Source organism: Candidatus Methylomirabilis sp., assembly GCF_028716865.1.
Taxonomy (GTDB): Bacteria; Methylomirabilota; Methylomirabilia; order Methylomirabilales; family Methylomirabilaceae; genus Methylomirabilis.
Window position 1 is genome coordinate 37,676 of sequence record NZ_JAQUOY010000006.1, and the last position, 16,520, is coordinate 54,195.

Annotated in this window: 13 protein-coding genes; 2 read left to right on the top strand and 11 right to left on the bottom strand. The window is 58.7% G+C overall.

What is annotated here, in order from left to right; all coding sequences use genetic code 11:
• Positions 1–11: 11 nt before the first annotated feature.
• The 10 genes from PHV01_RS04085 to glnD all read right to left on the bottom strand — a co-directional run bounded on the left by PHV01_RS04085 (position 12) and on the right by glnD (position 12,864).
• Positions 12–506, bottom strand: coding sequence for a prepilin-type N-terminal cleavage/methylation domain-containing protein (locus PHV01_RS04085; protein WP_337289868.1), 495 nt, complete (start codon positions 504–506; stop codon positions 12–14).
• Positions 497–1,012 (bottom strand): GspH/FimT family pseudopilin, encoded by a 516-nt coding sequence (locus PHV01_RS04090; RefSeq protein WP_337289869.1) that lies wholly within the window; start codon positions 1,010–1,012, stop codon positions 497–499. The genes PHV01_RS04085 and PHV01_RS04090 overlap by 10 nt, the downstream gene beginning before the upstream one ends.
• Positions 1,013–1,124: 112 nt before the next feature.
• The gene (locus PHV01_RS04095; RefSeq protein WP_337289870.1) at positions 1,125–1,595 is read right to left on the bottom strand and encodes a prepilin-type N-terminal cleavage/methylation domain-containing protein; all 471 of its coding nucleotides are present in this window, start codon (positions 1,593–1,595) and stop codon (positions 1,125–1,127) included.
• Positions 1,596–1,877: 282 nt separating this feature from the next.
• Complete coding sequence (locus PHV01_RS04100; protein ID WP_337289871.1) at positions 1,878–3,263, bottom strand: sigma-54 dependent transcriptional regulator; 1,386 nt, start codon at positions 3,261–3,263, stop codon at positions 1,878–1,880.
• 59 nt (positions 3,264–3,322) lie between these two features.
• Positions 3,323–4,996 carry an ATP-binding protein gene (locus PHV01_RS04105; protein WP_337289872.1) on the bottom strand — a complete coding sequence of 558 codons (1,674 nt, stop codon included), beginning with the start codon at positions 4,994–4,996 and terminating at the stop codon, positions 3,323–3,325.
• Positions 4,997–5,026: 30 nt separating this feature from the next.
• Positions 5,027–6,238 carry a type II secretion system F family protein gene (locus PHV01_RS04110; RefSeq protein WP_337289873.1) on the bottom strand — a complete coding sequence of 404 codons (1,212 nt, stop codon included), beginning with the start codon at positions 6,236–6,238 and terminating at the stop codon, positions 5,027–5,029.
• A 26-nt stretch (positions 6,239–6,264) separates the two neighbouring features.
• Positions 6,265–7,341 carry a type IV pilus twitching motility protein PilT gene (locus PHV01_RS04115; RefSeq protein ID WP_337289874.1) on the bottom strand — a complete coding sequence of 359 codons (1,077 nt, stop codon included), beginning with the start codon at positions 7,339–7,341 and terminating at the stop codon, positions 6,265–6,267.
• Positions 7,342–7,404: 63 nt separating this feature from the next.
• On the bottom strand, positions 7,405–9,102 hold the full coding sequence (pilB, locus tag PHV01_RS04120) for a type IV-A pilus assembly ATPase PilB (RefSeq protein ID WP_337289875.1): 1,698 nt from the start codon (positions 9,100–9,102) through the stop codon (positions 7,405–7,407).
• Between the two features lie 88 nt (positions 9,103–9,190).
• Entirely contained in the window at positions 9,191–10,048 is an 858-nt protein-coding gene (locus tag PHV01_RS04125; protein WP_337289876.1) for a shikimate dehydrogenase, read from the bottom strand.
• A gap of 20 nt (positions 10,049–10,068) precedes the next feature.
• Entirely contained in the window at positions 10,069–12,864 is a 2,796-nt protein-coding gene (glnD, locus tag PHV01_RS04130) for a [protein-PII] uridylyltransferase (RefSeq protein ID WP_337289877.1), read from the bottom strand.
• Between the two features lie 224 nt (positions 12,865–13,088).
• Here glnD and PHV01_RS04135 point away from each other — a divergent pair, with 224 nt between their 5' ends.
• Together PHV01_RS04135 and PHV01_RS04140 are read left to right on the top strand one after the other, a co-directional pair.
• On the top strand, positions 13,089–13,505 hold the full coding sequence (locus tag PHV01_RS04135; RefSeq protein WP_337289878.1) for a CopD family protein: 417 nt from the start codon (positions 13,089–13,091) through the stop codon (positions 13,503–13,505).
• Between the two features lie 92 nt (positions 13,506–13,597).
• Positions 13,598–14,359 carry an alpha/beta hydrolase gene (locus PHV01_RS04140; protein ID WP_337289879.1) on the top strand — a complete coding sequence of 254 codons (762 nt, stop codon included), beginning with the start codon at positions 13,598–13,600 and terminating at the stop codon, positions 14,357–14,359.
• Here PHV01_RS04140 and PHV01_RS04145 read toward each other — a convergent pair whose 3' ends face one another.
• Entirely contained in the window at positions 14,360–16,285 is a 1,926-nt protein-coding gene (locus PHV01_RS04145; protein ID WP_337289880.1) for an ATP-binding protein, read from the bottom strand.
• Between the last annotated feature and the right edge of the window lie 235 nt (positions 16,286–16,520).

Consider the following 16,520-nt stretch of genomic DNA (forward strand, 5'->3'; position numbering starts at 1 on the left):
TTTATCCCCCCTTACGGCCTGGCGGCGACAAGCGTAGTGACGTTAATACTCTCCTGGTTCGCCCCCTGAGCCGTAGGAAGGGTGAAGGCTATGGTGACGGTCACCCGTCTGGTATCCGCGGCCGGACCGGCCACAACTCTGACCTGCCTGTTGAAATTGGGATAGCCGGCGACGGGGTTCTCATCCCCGAAGCTTGGTGGGGGGTTACCTGTATCTGTGTTGAAGGGATCGCCGGCCCCCACCCTGTACTGGACCCGCTTGACCTGTTCCAGCCGGTCCTGGGCGAGCATGGTCGCCGTCGATAGATAATAGCCTCGCGTCACGGCGGCCTGGCCGAAAGAGATGGCGCCGGCGCTCCCGCCGCTTTGCAGCGCGGTCGTTGCCGCCACCCCTAAGACGGCGACGGTAAGAATCGCGAGGGCAATTAGGACCTCGATGAGGGTAAAACCCTGCGACGCCCGCTTTGGAGCGCCCTGCCGCTCTGCTCGGTATCGTTTCATGGACATTGTGTGCAGTTTGCTGCGGTCGGGCCACATTGACGGATACGGCCCGATGGGCTGACAACGACATTCAGGGATGACGTGCCTTGAGCGTTCTGCACGGTGATGGTCCCTCCGCCAGCACTCCCGAGCGGGTTGAAGGTGATGAAGGAGGGCGGCTCAGGCTTCCTGCAGGTGAGGCGAGTCTGGTTGACCAGTCGCCTGTAGCCCTGAGCATCGGTTCCAGGGCCGGTCCATACGACATTGTCGCTGGTCCTGACAAAGCGGAGTCGATTGTTATCCGGCTCGATCTCTACGCGGTAATCGGTGTTGCGGGCAATGGCCAACTCGCGGGCTTGCTGAAGCACCGTCACCAGCTCTTGGGATGCTCCTCGCGTCTGCATCGCCCTGAGAAAGGTCATAAACAAGGGGATGGTCCCCACGCTGACAATCCCGATGACCGCAATAGCAACCATCAGTTCCACGAGGGTAAACCCTCGTTGACCGCCCACTCGACTCTGCCGAAAGACCATCTGAACACCATTCGCCTCAGAGATGGCTCACCACCGTGAGACAGCCCTCACACCGCCCCACAGTGGCAAGCCTGGTTGCTCCTCTCCGCAGTAGCGCCTCTTGTGCGACTGCTTACGGCAGCGTGACGGAAAAGTTATCATTGGCGGCGGGGCTGGCCGCTACAACCGTGAAGGTCCCAGTCCCAGTCCTCGTATATGTGTAGGTCCAGTTTGCTAGTGGCTGTGGAACCGCTCGGAGGAACGGCCCCGCAGCAATAGCTGCGCCATCCCTCGAAGCACCAGTGAGCGCCCTTGGTCCAACAAGAGCGAGGTTGTTCGTGCAGGTGTCGGGGTCGGCGGCCGGGACAGCGTTTGCTGCTGGCCATGCCCCAGTTGCAGGAACATCGCCGCAGTGGGACCCGAAGGCAGCGACTGCGCCCGCCACCACCGCCGCATCGGCTTGGGCTCTGCTGATCCGCGCCTTCTGCTGCATGCTGGCATATAGCGGGATGGCGATCGCCGCCAGGATGCCGATGATCGCCACAACGACCATCAACTCAATCAACGTGAACCCCTCGGGCTTTCTTCGTAATCGGCGCAACATGGTCTTTCCTCCTTTTGAACTGTTGAATGGATGTCATTGAAACCAATACGTCTAGGTGGTTGCATTGGGGATGCCAAGTTCTTCTGCGTTAGAAAAAGACCAGGTCCATTCCTGGATAGATTAATATTCTCTTGATAATCCAATGAGTTACGCGAATCCACTTTCAGGATGATCAACAGAGCGATCGCAGTTCCTGACAAGTTTCTGCAGGAGGACTGACAATTCTTGTCACTTGAGTCGAGGAAGATAGGCGGAGGAGGGAACTCAGAGCGGGAGACCGTTTCAGGCGTCGCGTTCGGCCTTGGTGATCCCGTATTTCTTTGCCTTATGGCGGAAGGAGCGAAAACTGATCTTCAACAGATCCGCAGCCCGCTTTTGGACCCACCCAGAGCGTTCTAAGGCTTGGCGCATCAAGCCTTTTTCGATATCGGAGACGGTGACGTCCAGGTCGATCCCTTCCTCGGGAAATGGAATGGACGCCCGACCTCGCCGATCGGGGACCTCCCTGATCTCCAAAGGAAGACTCGCAGATGTCAATTGATCGCTGGTTTCGAAGGCCACGGCTCGTTCAATGACATTTTCAAGTTCCCGCACATTGCCCGGCCACCGATACCGCACCAGGATCTCCATGGCCTCCTGGGAGATCGAAGCCGTACCCCTCTGCTGGCGGAGCGTACACTGGGCCAGCAGCCTGTTAGCCAGTAGGGGGATGTCCTCCGTTCGCTCGCGAAGCGGCGGCAGATGGATCGGGATCACATTTACCCGATAAAACAGGTCTTCGCGAAACGCTCCATCGGCCATCGCCTTCACCAGATCCTTGTTTGTGGCGGCGATGAGACGGACATCCACCTCCAGGTCCTCCGTTCCCCCGACCCGCCGAAAGGTCCGCTCCTGCAGGAATCGGAGGAGCTTGACCTGCAGCCCCGGACTCATCTCGGCGATCTCGTCCAACAGGACTGTTCCGCGATTGGCCACCTCGAACAGTCCGGCCTTGTGGGAGACCGCCCCGGTGAATGACCCTTTGACGTGACCAAACAGCTCGCTCTCCAACAGTTGCTCGGGTATGGCCCCGCAGTTGATGGCAAGAAACGGGCGGTCGGCTCGAGGGCTCGCGCAGTGGATGGTCCTGGCCACCAGCTCCTTGCCTGTCCCGCTCTCTCCGGTGATGAGGATCGTACTATCCAACTCGGCAATTCGAGTAATCAGTTTATACAGCTCGACCATCTTCGGGCTGCGACCGATGATCCCCGTAAGCTGCGCCTCCTCCATCACCGGCGGCTGGGAGACCTGACCATGCTGCCGAGCCCTGGCCCTGGCCAGCGCTTTTTCCACAACCAGACGGATCTCGTCGATTCGGAATGGCTTGGTGATATAGTCGTCGGCCCCTAATCGCATGGCCTGAATCGTTGAATCCATGGAGGCGTATGCCGTGATCATAATAACCGGCAAATGCGGATACTTTTCCCGTATGCCGGTCAGCAGGCCGATCCCATCTACCTTCGGCATCCGAACATCAGAGATCACCAGATCCGGCGGCTGATGCGTAACAAGCTCAAGCGCCTGCTCGCCGTCAGATGCAGCGATTATCTGATGCCCTTGATGTTCCAAAAGGGCGGTGAGGAACTCGCGCATCCCCTGCTCGTCATCGACGACTAATATCGTTCCCAAAACGTAACTCCTATCAAAACCTTCTCGGTTTCTACCCCTAAAAGCCTTCAGCCTTCAGCCTATTCATCCGGAGCCTGTTTGAGCAAGACCCGAAAGGTCGACCCGCCGCCTTCCCGGCTGGTGACCTCGATTCGACCGCCGAGATTGTCGATGATCTTCCGCGTAATGGCAAGCCCAAGACCTGCGCCACCCGGCCTCGTTGTATAGAAGGGGTCAAAGATCCGATCGACCTCTCCTGGCGGGATCCCCCGTCCCGTATCCGTCAACTCAATCGCCACCCAGCCGTCGCCGTTTTGCGCTCCATGGCGGCGGATGGCAAAACTGATCTGCCCGCCCATCTGCATAGCCTGAATTGCGTTGAGCCCAAGGTTCCATAGTGCCTGCTTCAACTGATCAGGATCACCTGCAACGACAACCTCCTCGGCCTCCCGCTGAATGGAAAAGGTCACAGGGTGAGCACTATCGCAACTCTTTTCCAAGAGCGAGACTGACTCTGTGACCAGCGCCACGAGATCGCACCGCTTCTGTAAGGCCAGGGTCGGCTTGGCGAAATCCAGAAACTGTCCTGTCACCAATTTCAATCGCTCAGCCTCGCGAAGAACAATATCGAGTAGTTGAGGCCTGGCCGTCCCAGCTTCCTTGATCAGTTCGATACAGCCGCTGATCGCGGCCAGAGGGTTCCTCACCTCATGCGCCAGTCCGGCCGCCAGTTGTCCCGCCGTCGAGAGCCGGTCGGCCTGACGAAGCTTGGCCTCTGTCTTTTTCCGCTCCGTCAAGTCCTGAAAGATGCCCACGAGACCGACGAGTCTGCCCTCGGACGACTTCAAGGGTGTCAGGTTCACCCCAATCGGGACGGACTGACCATCCTGGCCCAGGATTGTCAGCTCTTGCGAGCATCCACTGAAGGTGGGCGTGGGGGCAGAGAAGAACGTCTCAAGCTCTTTGATCGCTCCAAAAGGTGTCTCTCGCCAACTTTTGTCTTGTATCTGTTCGGCCGTAATGCCGATGATCCTTTGTGCGCCTCGGTTCATCGATACAATCTTCCCTGCGAGGTCCAGCGTCACGATCCCGCTTGGGATGTTCTCGATGATATCCTCGTGGAGGGTCCGAAGGTTACGGAGGTCGATCCGTTGTTCTTCCAGCTTGCGACCCGCCTCTTTGAGGCGCTCGGCAAGCTGGCTGCCAAAAAGCGCCACAAGGAAAAAGGCCACGCTGTTGACGAAGAACTGCAAAAGCGCGTATGCGGGATCGTACGCGATGCTCCCCGTAGAGAGGAATTGCGTCCGCTCCATGAGCCCATAGAGCTGGATGTTAATCAGCGCTCCATAGAGAATGCTGCTTCCGCCGGCAAGCAACAGACTCGACCGTCGGGACAGGAAGATGGCCGAGGCCAGGACGGGAAAGATGTAGACAAACGCAAAGACGCTCTTGATCCCGCCGGTATAGTGCACCAAGGCAGTGACCAGGACTACGTCGACCCAGATCTGTAGGCTACAGAGCCGTCTCAGCCGCGTAGTGCGGTTCAGCGCGAGAAGGTAGAGGATGGTGAGAAGGCAGGCGCAGGCGATGAAGACGAAGAGGGGAGTAAGCGCGAAGGGGGGATGCTCACGGAGGGCGAGGATGCCTGCTGAGCCCAAAAACAGGAATGCGACGACGAGCCGGAGACCGATCAGCCATTTGACCTGTCGTCTGAGCGCGACATCATCTGTCGAAAGCGTTTCTGTATTGACCATCAGCTATCAGCAGCGGTCAGCCGTCAGCCTTCAGCGCCCTATCACCGTCACCAGCTTGAAGATGGGCAGATACATCGCCACGATCATACCGCCCACGACCACTCCGAGGAACACTATCAGTATCGGCTCAATCAGGGCGGTCAGATTTGCGACCGCCTGGTCGACCTCGGCATCGTAGAACTCGGCAATCTTCTCCAACATCGAGTCAAGCGCCCCCGTCTGCTCCCCGACGCTGATCATCTGCACCACCATGGGCGGAAAGACTCCGGACGCCCTCAACGGGTCGGCAATGGTTTTGCCTTCAGCGATGTTCCCGCGGGTCTCTATAATCGCCTCCTCCACAACCTTGTTCCCAGCGGTTTTCGCCGTGATATCCAGTCCGTCAAGGATAGGGACACCGCTGGCAATTAATGTTCCCAGGGTCCGCGTGAACCGTGCAACGGCCACCTTCCGGAGTAGCGATCCGAATATCGGGGTCCGCAGAAACAACCCATCGATGGCCCTCCTACCCTTCTCCGTTTTATAACTGAACCGGATGCCGACGATCCCTGTGATGACGAGGCTGAGGCCGGCCAGGAGATATCTCCGAACGAAGCGACTCACCGCCATAACTATCTGAGTCGGCAGGGGAAGCGGGACCCCCGACCCCTCAAAAAATCCTTCAAAGACCGGGATCACGAAGGTCAGTAAGAAGATGACGACGGCGATGGCTACCGTTACGATGGTGCTGGGATAAATCATGGCGCCTTTGACTTTTCGCCGGAGATTCATGGCTTTCTCGATGTACACCGCAAGGCGGTTCAGGATAGTATCAAGCAGCCCCCCGGCCTCACCCGCCTCGACCATGTTGGCGTATAGTGGATTGAATACCGTCGGATGACGTTTAAGGGCTGCCGCAAAGGTCGAACCGCCTTCCACATTCACCCTGATCTCGGTGAGGGTCTTTTTGAGCTGTCTATTCGGCTGTTGGGAGGCCAGCGTCTCCAGGCACTGCACCAGGGGGAGTCCGGCGTCGATCATGGTGGCAAGCTGGCGGGTAAAAACGGCCAGGTCCTTCTCCTTTACTCTCCCGCCGAATCCGGGAATCTTGAACTCGATCGACTTAGGCTGGGGCTTGATGGAAATCGGAAAGATCCGTTGTTGACGGAGCCCCGCGACCACAGCCTCCGGGGTATTGGCCTCCATCCGCCCGGCAACCACCCGGCCTGTCCGACTTCGTCCGCGATAGACAAAGATCGGCATGTTCCCTTACCCCTGCCCCCTAAACCCTATACCCTGTTTTTCTGTGCCCGCTGGATCATCTGAGCCAGTTCGTCAGGCATTGAACTCCTGAATAACGCCTCTTCCAGCGTGATGTTCCGCCTCAAGTAATGCCCAAGGAGCGACTGATTCATCGTCTGCATCCCGAATTTCTCCTGGCCGGTTTGCATCGTGGAGTAGATCTGATGGATCTTGTCTTCTCGAATCAGATTGCGGATAGCAGGGTTCGGGATCATGATCTCCAGCGCGAGCACGCGCCCATGGCCATTGCTCTTGGGGATAAGCGCCTGGCAGAGCACCCCTTCCAGAACGAAGGAAAGCTGGGCGCGGATTTGCGGCTGCTGATTCGAAGGAAAGACGTCGATGATCCGGTTGATGCTTTCCACGGCCGAGTTGGTATGCAGTGTCGCGAACGTCAGGTGCCCGGTCTCCGCGATGGTGAGGGCCACGGCAATCGTCTCCTGGTCCCGCATCTCACCGATGAGAACCTTGTCCGGGTCCTGCCTCAGGACTCTTCTCAGCGCCTCCGCAAACGATCGGGTATCGGAGTGAACCTCGCGCTGATTCACGATGCAGCTCTTATGCGGGTGCAGGAATTCGATAGGGTCCTCGATGGTGACAATATGCTCATGGCGCTCGCGGTTAATCTTATCAATCATGGTGGCCAGCGTGGTCGATTTCCCTGAACCGGTCGGTCCGGTGACAAGGATGAGCCCCTTCGGCTTCTCACAGAGATCGGCCACAACCTTCGGAAGACCCAACTCTTCGAAGGCGTGAATAGTGTACGGGATGGCCCGAATCGCCATTCCTACGGCTCCTCGCTGAATATAGAGATTGGCGCGGAACCTACTCAATCCCTTGATTCCGAAGGAGAGATCGAGCTCTTTCTCTTCTTCGAACTGCCGTTTCTGGGCATCGGTCAGGACGCTATACGCCAGGCTTTTCGTTTCTGCCGGGGCAAGCGGCACATCCTTGAGAGGCGAGATCAGGCCGTGCAGGCGCAACATCGGTGGGACGCCGGCGGTCAGGTGCAGATCGGAGGCGCCGCGCTCAACCGCCTCCTTCAACATCTCGTGGAGATTCATAACTCACGCCCTCAACGAGGTGTTCGGGCTGAAGACTGAAGGCTTCAGTCTATCCATGCTGTATTAGAAGAAACTCGTGACCCGAACGACCTCCTCGACAGTGGTGACACCTTCCCGAATCTTTTGCAGGCCGCTCTCCCTCAGGCTCCTCATTCCATGCTTGGCTTGAAGCGTACGAAGCTCGCCGACGGAGGCGCCATTCAGGATCGCCTCCCGCATCTCTTCGTTGAGCAGTACTACCTCGTAGAGGCCGATCCTGCCACGATAGCCGGTGTCACGACAGGCGAGGCACCCCTTTCCCCGATAGCAGGTTACGGTCTTCGCCTCCTGCGGACTGAAACCGATACTCTCCAGGGTAGAGGCGGGGATCGAGACCTCCTTCCGGCACTCCGCACAGAGCCGTCGGACCAGACGCTGGGCGAGCAGCAGGTTGAGCGAGGCAGCCACCAGATACGGCGGCGCGCCCATGCTGACCAGTCGCCCCACCGTACTGATCGCATCGTTGGTATGGACGGTGCTCAGCACCAAGTGGCCGGTCAGGGCGGCCTTGATCGCGATCTCGGCCGTCTCGAAATCGCGGATCTCTCCCACCATGATGATGTCCGGATCTTGCCGGAGAAACGACCTGAGTAAGGCGGCAAAGGTCAGACCGATATCCGACTTGGCCTGAGTCTGGTTGATCCCGGTCAGGTTGTACTCGATCGGATCTTCCGCCGTCATGATGTTGGTGCCGATACTGTTGAGCCGGCTGAGCGCCGAATACAGCGTGGTCGTCTTCCCGCTCCCGGTGGGGCCGGTCGCTAGAATCATACCGTACGGGGCCAGGATAGCCTTCTCAAACATGGCGAGCGCCTCAGGCTCGAATCCGAGTTTGCTCATATCCAACTCGAGGCTCGCGCGGTCCAATAGTCGCATGACCACCTTCTCGCCGAACAGCGTCGGGACGGTAGAGATTCGAAGGTCCAACTCCCGCTGTCCCATCTTGACCTTGATCCGCCCGTCCTGAGGCATGCGTCGTTCAGCAATATCCAAACGCGCCATGATCTTGACGCGAGAAGTGACCGCAGCGTGCAGCGTAAGGGGTGGAGACATCACCTCATAGAGGACGCCATCAAGTCTGAAGCGTATTCGGAATGTCTTCTCGTAGGGCTCCAGGTGAATATCAGATGCGCCCTTGTTGATCGCGTCGGTCAGGATAAGGTTGACCAGCTTTACTACCGGCGCATCTTCGGTAGCTCGATATAGCTCGGCCAGATTAATTCCCCTCTGATCCGGCTCAGCGATTCCCAAATCTTTTTGCTCAAAGTCCTTGACCAGACTTCGGGCGAAACCGGCCGTCTCGTAGTACCTGTTGAGAGCATTCTGGATGGATGTATCCGGGGCGACCATCGGTTGTATGGTGTGGCCGGTGATGAATCTGACTTCATCGATGGCCACGATGTCGGACGGGTCCGTCATAGCAACCGTAAGGATATTTCCGGACCGGCCTAAAGGGATAAGCAGGTGTTTCCGAGCGACTTCGGCAGGAACCAGCTTGAGGATAGCGGGGTCGATCGTGCCCCTACTCAGATCAACAGGCGGCACCCCATATTGGCGTCCCAGGTAGGACGCAATCTGCTCCTCGCTGACATACCCGAGCTTGACGAGAATCGAACCAATCCGTCCGCCGGTAGTCTTCTGCAGCGCAAGGGCCTCATCCAACTGTTCGGGCGTGATCAGGTTGGCCCTCACCAGCATCTCACCCAATCGTCCAGGTGGCATGAATCTATCCTTTCCTGCCTAGGGCTAACGCATCACGGCCAACGCAGTCATTCGCACTAAAATTTTAGATTAGCATACCTCGGATAAGTTAAGCAATCGCAGCAACGAGAGCTTGCCGCATCGCCTCCTCCGAAGGCTTTTGTCCGGTCCACAGCTCGAAAGCCAGAGCGCCCTGATACAGCAACATGCCCAGCCCGCCCAGGACCCGACATCCCCGCTTCTTGGCCTCTCGTAGCAACGCGGTCTCCCGTGGCCGATAGATCAGATCGTATACCAGTACCCCGGGCTGAAGGAGGGTCGGGTCGATCGGTGGAGGATCTGAAGGGTTGAGGCCAACCGATGTGGCATTAACCACCAGGGCACAGTCTCTCACCATGGCCGGCATTCGAGGATCGTCAAGCCCCAGTCCGATGGCCGAGGCACCGATGTCCCGGTTCACACACTCAGCCAGCAACTGCGCGCGCTCGATGGCCCGGTTGACAATCACGATCTCCTTAACGCCGGCCTCGGCCAAAGTGACGGATACAGCCCGTGCCGCCCCGCCCGCTCCAAGGATGACCGCAGGCTTCCCGCGCGGGAGAAAATCTGCCTCCTCATGAAGCGATCGGAGAAACCCCTGTCCGTCGGTATTGGCTCCAAGTAGGCGTCCGCCTCTGGCCACGACCGTATTGATCGCACCTACCGAGGCGGCCTCTGGTGTCAGGGTATCGACCAACGCGACGGCCTGCTCCTTGTGAGGAAGCGTGACATTCGCGCCGCCGAAGTTTTCCATCCCGCGAAGCGACTCGAACGCGGTTGGCAAGTTCGCGCCCTTTACCCGCCATGGAATATACAGGCCATCGATGCCGGCCTCCTGGAGTGCGGCATTCTGCATGGCCGGCGAGAGGCTATGCTCCACAGGATCACCGAAGAGGACGAACAGTTTTGCCGCGGCAGTAAACCTCATGCAACTATCCAGCTATCGACCTAATTGAACCCCTCCGAAAGCGCATGCTCCAGCGCACGCCTAATCTGTTCTCTCCGCGCCTCATCCATCAGCTTGCTTCCATCCTTATTGGTGACATAAAAGACGTCCACGACCTGCTCGGCCTCGGTCATGATCTTGGCGGAGCGCAGATCGACGCCGAGTTCCGAAAGCGTGCTGGAGATGAGGTACAGGAGTCCCAGTCTATCCCGTGTCCGGACATCCAGGACGGTGTACGCCTCCGAGACCACGTTGTCAAACTCCACTTTGGTTGGGGGCAAGGCGTCCTTGTGGATCGGTTGGACCAGGGCTGCCTTCCTGCGGCTCTTGATCAGGTCACGGACAGCTACCCTGCCCGCGAGAACATCCCGCAGATCAGCCACGACCCGATCCCAGACGGTCGCGTCCTCAATGGCCGCGCCGCCCCCGTTGTCGACCCTGAAGTTTCGGATTACCATCCCGCTTGTCAGGGTGAAAATCTGGGCGCTCAGAATGTTGATCCCGTTTGCGGTGAGTGTCCCCACAACGTGGGCAAACCGCCCGTGGCGGCCATAGGCGCAGAGGGTAAATTCGGAGTAGCCGGCCAACGGGAATGCCGTCCATTGGCTGGCCGCCTCTTCACCCCGTTGCACGCGCTGGATCAAGCGCATATGCGAGGCAACCTTGTGGAGCGGGGTCGTCAGCAGGTACCGCGCAGGCGCCTCGTGCAGATGCCTTTTCACCGCCTCCACGCCGAACTCCGGCGACAGTTCCTGGGTGAGCTGGGATTTAACCCGCTCGGCGCGAGCCAGATCATCCTCGCCCTCCGGGATGCCCCTGGTGAGGATGGTGTGGGTCTTGATGTACAGCTCCCACAGTAGCGTCCCTTTCCATTCGGTCCAGACGCCTGGTCCGACCGCCTTGATGTCTCCGTACGTGAGCAGGTACAGCATCTTCAGCCGATCGAGCGTTTGCACCTTTTTGGCAAAATCGATCACGATGGCCTCATCGTCGAGGTCCAGGCGCTGCGCAATATGTGACATCTCCAGATGGCGCACCACTAAAAAGCGAATGGTATCGGCATCCTGCTCTGGGATGCCCATCCTGGCCAGGATCGCCTCGACCAAGGAGGTCCCCTTGGGCACGTGGTCTGGCCCCTCCCCTTTGCCGATGTCATGGAGTAAGAGGGCCAACCGGAGGATTTCCAACCTCTTCGCATCAGACGCGATCGAACGAAACTCTTCACCGTAAAATCTTGAGACCTCATCCAGGTGTTCGAGGGTCTCGATGGCCAGGAAGGTGTGCTCATCTACCGTGTACCGATGGTAGAAATCGAACTGGACCAGACGGGTGAGCTTGGCGAACTCCGGCATGTAGCTCCCAAGCACGCCAAGTTCATGCATGCTCCGAAGCGTCGCGGCCACCCCCTTCGGCTCTCGAAGGATGGCCAGCAAAAAGCCCAGGGCTCGGCTCGATCGCCGCACCCCATCGTCGATGAGATGCGTATCGGCTTTAATGTAGTCCTTAATCTCCTGGCTCAGCGTGTATCCCATCTGCTGCGCGTACCAGAAGACCTTCAGCAGCCGGACAGGGTCCTCCTGAAACAGGCCTCGATTCTTCGGCATCACATGGATGCAGCGATCGATCTCCGTCAGATCGTCGCCGATATCGCGAGCCCTCAGCTTCTGCATCACCATCTCTACCTGAGACCTCCCTTGCGTGCAGCGCACGATCAATTGCTGCGACAACTGCAAGATATCCTTTGCAGCCAGATAATACCGCTGCATGAACTGTTCAACACCGTAAGAGCCGTCCGTGCCCAGGAACCCCAGGTTGGCCGCTACCTGTTCCTGCGTAGACAGCGAGAGCACATCGTTCTTGCCTCGAGAGAGGTAATGCAGTTCATTGCGCAGGCGGAGCATGAAATCCAAGGCAAGGTCCCACCGTTCTCTCTCCTCCTGACTGAGAAGCCCTCTCTGCGCCAATTCGGACGGCGCGCCCGCACGCTGGGTAATCCGGGCAATCCACATGGCAGCGTGAAGATCTCTCAGGCTCCCGGGACCTTCCTTGATGTGCGGCTCTTGCACGTAGATAGACGCGCCGTACCGGTAATGACGTTCACGCAATTCCTGAAGCTTTTGCTTGACGAAAGCGGCAGAGTGCTTGTAGAAGACCGACCGTTCCAGCTTGGCGCTGAACGCCTGATAGATCTCCGGTTTGCCGGCAAGGTATCGGGCCTCCATCATGGAGGTGCGGGAGGTCAGATCCGTCTGGGCCATTCGCACGCAGTCGTCGATGGAACGGCAGCAATGCCCCACAACGAACCCGACATCCCAAAGAGTGCTCAACACCGGATGGAGGATCGTATTCAGGTAGGCATCGGCCCTGCGAGGGTAGACAAACATCAGGTCTACGTCGGAGCCCGGATTCATCTCCCGCCGACCATAGCCGCCCAGCGCAATCAGCGCACAGCCGTCACTGCTACGCCGGAGCACGGGATCGCAGGCTGCCTCCGCCAGTTGAAAGAGTGAGGTTACCACCGCGTCGGTGAGTGTAGTGATGGATTGAACCACCGCCTGTCCGGTTTCCCCATTCCGATGGCGCTGAAGAATCCTGGCCTGCTCGTCGGCGATGAACTCTCTGAGGGCTGGAATCAGACCGGCCGCATGGCTCCCCTGCAGTACGGACTGCAGGGCGCCGGTCAGCGCCGAGAGCTCAACGGAAGCGGCAGGCATGTCGCCGACAAGAGCGGCAGCGCTCGCCCGTCGGTTTCGCAGCAGCGCGAAACGACCCTTCGCGATGGCTTGAAATCGTTTCATCCTTTACCCCGTAAGTTACTGCTAGTATAGGCGGCCCTGCTGGACAGGGTCAAGGCCAATTAGGGTTGACACAGATGACTCAAGGGCGTATTTTTCCTACCCGTGTATATCGCATAGATCATGAGGAGCTACGTTGCAAGAGAGGGGGTGGGATAGAAACCTCTCCATCATAATACCCAATAGTCGGCGAGGCAGCGTAACCAAGCTCTTGAAAGGGGATGACCATGCCAGGACTTCAGCTTGCGATTATCTTCCATCTCGTAGGAATTATCTTCTGGATCGGCGGTATGGCGGCCAGGCTGATCCTCCTCAATTCTGCCAGGTCCGGCGCCGGCGAAAGCGTACGGTCTCAGTTTCGCCAGCTCCAGCAAGGACTTCATCGCATGATGGAGATCCCCGGCTCCGTAATGACCCTGCTGGCCGGAGGGTTCCTGATCCATGCCGCCCAGGTCAACTTCCACCTGGCCTGGTTCAGGGCCAAGATCGCGTTGGTCATCGGTCTGATCGTGATTGAGCTGCTCGCCTCGCGCCAGATCAAGACCTTCAACGTGACCGGCCGAGCGGGGCAGGCCATGGGGCTCTTTGCAGGCCTCGTTGTCTTCACCCTACTGATACTGATCGCCGTAGTGACCAAATTTTGAAGAAGGCGTGGTCACATCCGGGGTCTGCGATCACGCGGTCGGCACCGGTTGTGGTGCTGACCCTGTTCCTCGCCGGAGGGTGCGTGGGAGCGATGGAAAGCAGGTTCGTCTTCTTCCCTGACAAGCGGATTGCAGAGACTCCCCGCGATCGAGGCCTAGCCTATGAGGAAATCTACTTTCAGACAGAAGACGGGTTGAACCTCAATGGCTGGTGGATTCCCGGGACCGGGTCGCCCCTCACGATCCTCTGGTTCCACGGTAACGGCGGCAATATCAGTCACCGGCTGGACAATATTAAGCTTCGCCATGACCTGCTGGGAACGAATATTTTCATCTTCGACTACCGCGAATATGGCCGGAGCGAAGGCCGGGCGACAGAGGAGGGAACCTATCAAGATGGTGATGCGGCGATCCGGTATCTGCGTGGCCTGGGGGATGTAGACCCGACCAAGATCGTCTTCCTTGGTGAATCGCTCGGGAGCGCCGTGGCGGTCGAGATGGCGACCCGACACGGCTGCGCCGCCCTGATCCTGGAGTCGCCTTTCCTGTCCATCGCCGAGATGGCGAAGGTGAGCTTCCCATTCCTCCCGATCGGTTCGTTCCTTCAAACCAAGTACGACACCCTCTCGAAGATCGCGCAGGTCAGGGCCCCTCTTCTGATCGTCCATGGTGAGAACGATGAGATCGTTCCGTTCCAGCATGGCCAACGCCTCTTCGAAGCCGCGAAAGAGTCAAAAGAGTTCTACCGCATCAAGGGCGCCCACCATAACGATCTCTACCTGGTAGGCAGTACGACCTACCTGGAGACCCTTAACCGTTTCCTCAGTAAGGTGATCGGAGGCAAGCCCTCATAGTCATCTGCCCTCCATTGCCGGCCTCAGTTGTGGCGCCAGCGGAAGGCGCACTATGAAACTGCTCCCGCGGCCTTTGCCCTCCGAGGTAGCCCAGATCCTGCCGTCGTGTAGCTCGACGAGTTGCTTCGTGAGCGCAAGGCCAAGGCCGGCCCCATGGTACTTCCTGGCGAGGGCAGGATTGAGTTGGGTGAAGCGCTCAAAGAGCTTGGGGATTTCCTCCGCCGTGATCCCGATCCCGGTGTCCGCCACCGAAACCTCTACGAAGTCGGGAGATTGCGGGGGGTTGGGGGTTGGGGGTTGGGGGTTGGCGTCTACACTCGGCACTTGGCACTCGGAACTTAGTACGGCCCTCGCGGTGACGGTGATTCGGCCGCCTTCGGGGGTGAACTTAATGGCATTGGAGAGGAGGTTGTAGACGATCTGTTTGAATCGGATGGGGTCGGCAGTGAGGATGATCGGCGCGGTTTCTACGTGCAGTGTGAGGGTCAGGCGCTTTTGGTCGGCCATCGGCTGGACATCGGCAAGGTCGGCCGCGAGCGTCTCTCGAACGGCGAAGGGCTCCGGGCGCAGATCGAGCTTACCAGCCTCGATTTTGGCGAGGTCGAGCAAGTCGTTGATCAGGGCAAGCAGGTGTTTGCCGCTTGCGTAGATGTGGTCAAGATAGCGGGATTGCATCTCGTTAAGCGGCCCGAAGGTCGGGTCTCGCAGAACCTGCGAGAAGCCGAGAATCCCGTTCAGCGGGGTCCGAAACTCGTGAGACATGTGGGTGAGAAACTCCGACTTGTGACGCGAGGCCGCCTCGAGCCGCGCATTGACCGTACGCAGCTCTCGCGTCCGGTCCTCGACGGTGACTTCGAGTTCCATGGCGTAGCGTCGCTGCGCCTCCTCGCTCTGCTTCAGCGCGGCGATATCCTGTTTGGTCGTGCGAACGATCACCGCCCCCAGCCACATCGCGAACGCGATCACCAGCGCGATGAAACCGACTGTCTTGATCTGTCCAATCCGCAACGCGACGATACGCGCCTGCAGCGCCCCCTCCAGATCGACCATCGCTTTGTCGAGCAGCGCGAACTGCCCGTCAATCGCCTGGGTGAATACTGAGAAGTAATCGGCCGGCGAATAGCTCAGCCTCGCAGCTTCCACCACCTGGGTTCTGGCAAGATGTATCGCTTTCTGCGCGAGCCACATGCTTGCCTGTGCGATGTTACCAAGATCGGTCTTCATCTGGGGATTCAGTGCCACTGCCTTGCCTAACTCGCGCTCCATGTACTCGTGTTGCCTCTCGACGTTGCTGATGAGACCGATCAACGCGGTGCGGTCCGCCAGGGTAATGCGCTTCTCTGCCAGGAGCAGCATGCCGCGCGCTCGCGCCTGGCCGAGGAATTCGGTCAGGTTCGGCATATGGACCAACAGCGCCATGGTCAGGTGATAGTCATTGCCGGTCGGGTCGTACGATAGGCCGAAGTAATCCATCATGAGATCGAGCAGCTTCAGGCTTTCGCCGATGAGGGCCGTGTGCTTAGCAACACTCTCCTGACCGGTGATCAAGCGCGAGGATACGCCGTTCGCAAGCTCCCTCCAGGCATCGAGCGCCCCGCGCCAAGTGGCGGTAAGCACGGGATCATGGATGTCGGACGTGACAAGCGCATTAAACGCCTCGACCGCCTTGTCGGCTTCAGTTTGCTTGGCGGCGCGTTGCGCTTCCATCGTCGTGTTCCCGCCCAGGACGCCGGAGGAAAGCCCGCGGTGTTGCTGGATCAACTGCACCACCCTCAGCAGTGCTTTCGACGGCGCGATCCCGGCATGCTTTCGACTCGCCGATTGCAGAGCTCTGCTGCTTTGCAGCAGGTAGATGGTCAGCGGCGCCGCCACCAGGGCAAGGCCCACCAGCCCGAACCCGAGCGTCAACCTGGTTCGTATTGTCATGCGCTTATTGAACCACAGCGGCCATATTGCATAGCGTCAATTCTACGTCGTTGGGGTCATCTTGGACCAGGCGGGAATGCCGACAGCGATGAAAGTAACACACAAGTCTTTGTCGGGTCTATCCTTCCTACGTCTTTTCTCTCCTGACGTACCAGGTCGGCTTCTACGACCAGAACCCGCAGGCGCGTCTGCCATCCGCCATTCCCTTAAAAGTCCCCCCATCCTCTCCTTCCCC

Coding starts and splice junctions, on each gene's coding strand:
- PHV01_RS04085 (WP_337289868.1), bottom strand. CDS start 506: ATGTCCATGAAACGATACCGAGCAGAGCGGCAGGGCGCTCCAAAGCGG.
- PHV01_RS04090 (WP_337289869.1), bottom strand. CDS start 1,012: ATGGTCTTTCGGCAGAGTCGAGTGGGCGGTCAACGAGGGTTTACCCTC.
- PHV01_RS04095 (WP_337289870.1), bottom strand. CDS start 1,595: ATGTTGCGCCGATTACGAAGAAAGCCCGAGGGGTTCACGTTGATTGAG.
- PHV01_RS04105 (WP_337289872.1), bottom strand. CDS start 4,996: ATGGTCAATACAGAAACGCTTTCGACAGATGATGTCGCGCTCAGACGA.
- PHV01_RS04110 (WP_337289873.1), bottom strand. CDS start 6,238: ATGCCGATCTTTGTCTATCGCGGACGAAGTCGGACAGGCCGGGTGGTT.
- PHV01_RS04115 (WP_337289874.1), bottom strand. CDS start 7,341: ATGAATCTCCACGAGATGTTGAAGGAGGCGGTTGAGCGCGGCGCCTCC.
- pilB (WP_337289875.1), bottom strand. CDS start 9,102: ATGCCACCTGGACGATTGGGTGAGATGCTGGTGAGGGCCAACCTGATC.
- PHV01_RS04125 (WP_337289876.1), bottom strand. CDS start 10,048: ATGAGGTTTACTGCCGCGGCAAAACTGTTCGTCCTCTTCGGTGATCCT.
- glnD (WP_337289877.1), bottom strand. CDS start 12,864: ATGAAACGATTTCAAGCCATCGCGAAGGGTCGTTTCGCGCTGCTGCGA.
- PHV01_RS04135 (WP_337289878.1), top strand. CDS start 13,089: ATGCCAGGACTTCAGCTTGCGATTATCTTCCATCTCGTAGGAATTATC.
- PHV01_RS04140 (WP_337289879.1), top strand. CDS start 13,598: ATGGAAAGCAGGTTCGTCTTCTTCCCTGACAAGCGGATTGCAGAGACT.
- PHV01_RS04145 (WP_337289880.1), bottom strand. CDS start 16,285: ATGACAATACGAACCAGGTTGACGCTCGGGTTCGGGCTGGTGGGCCTT.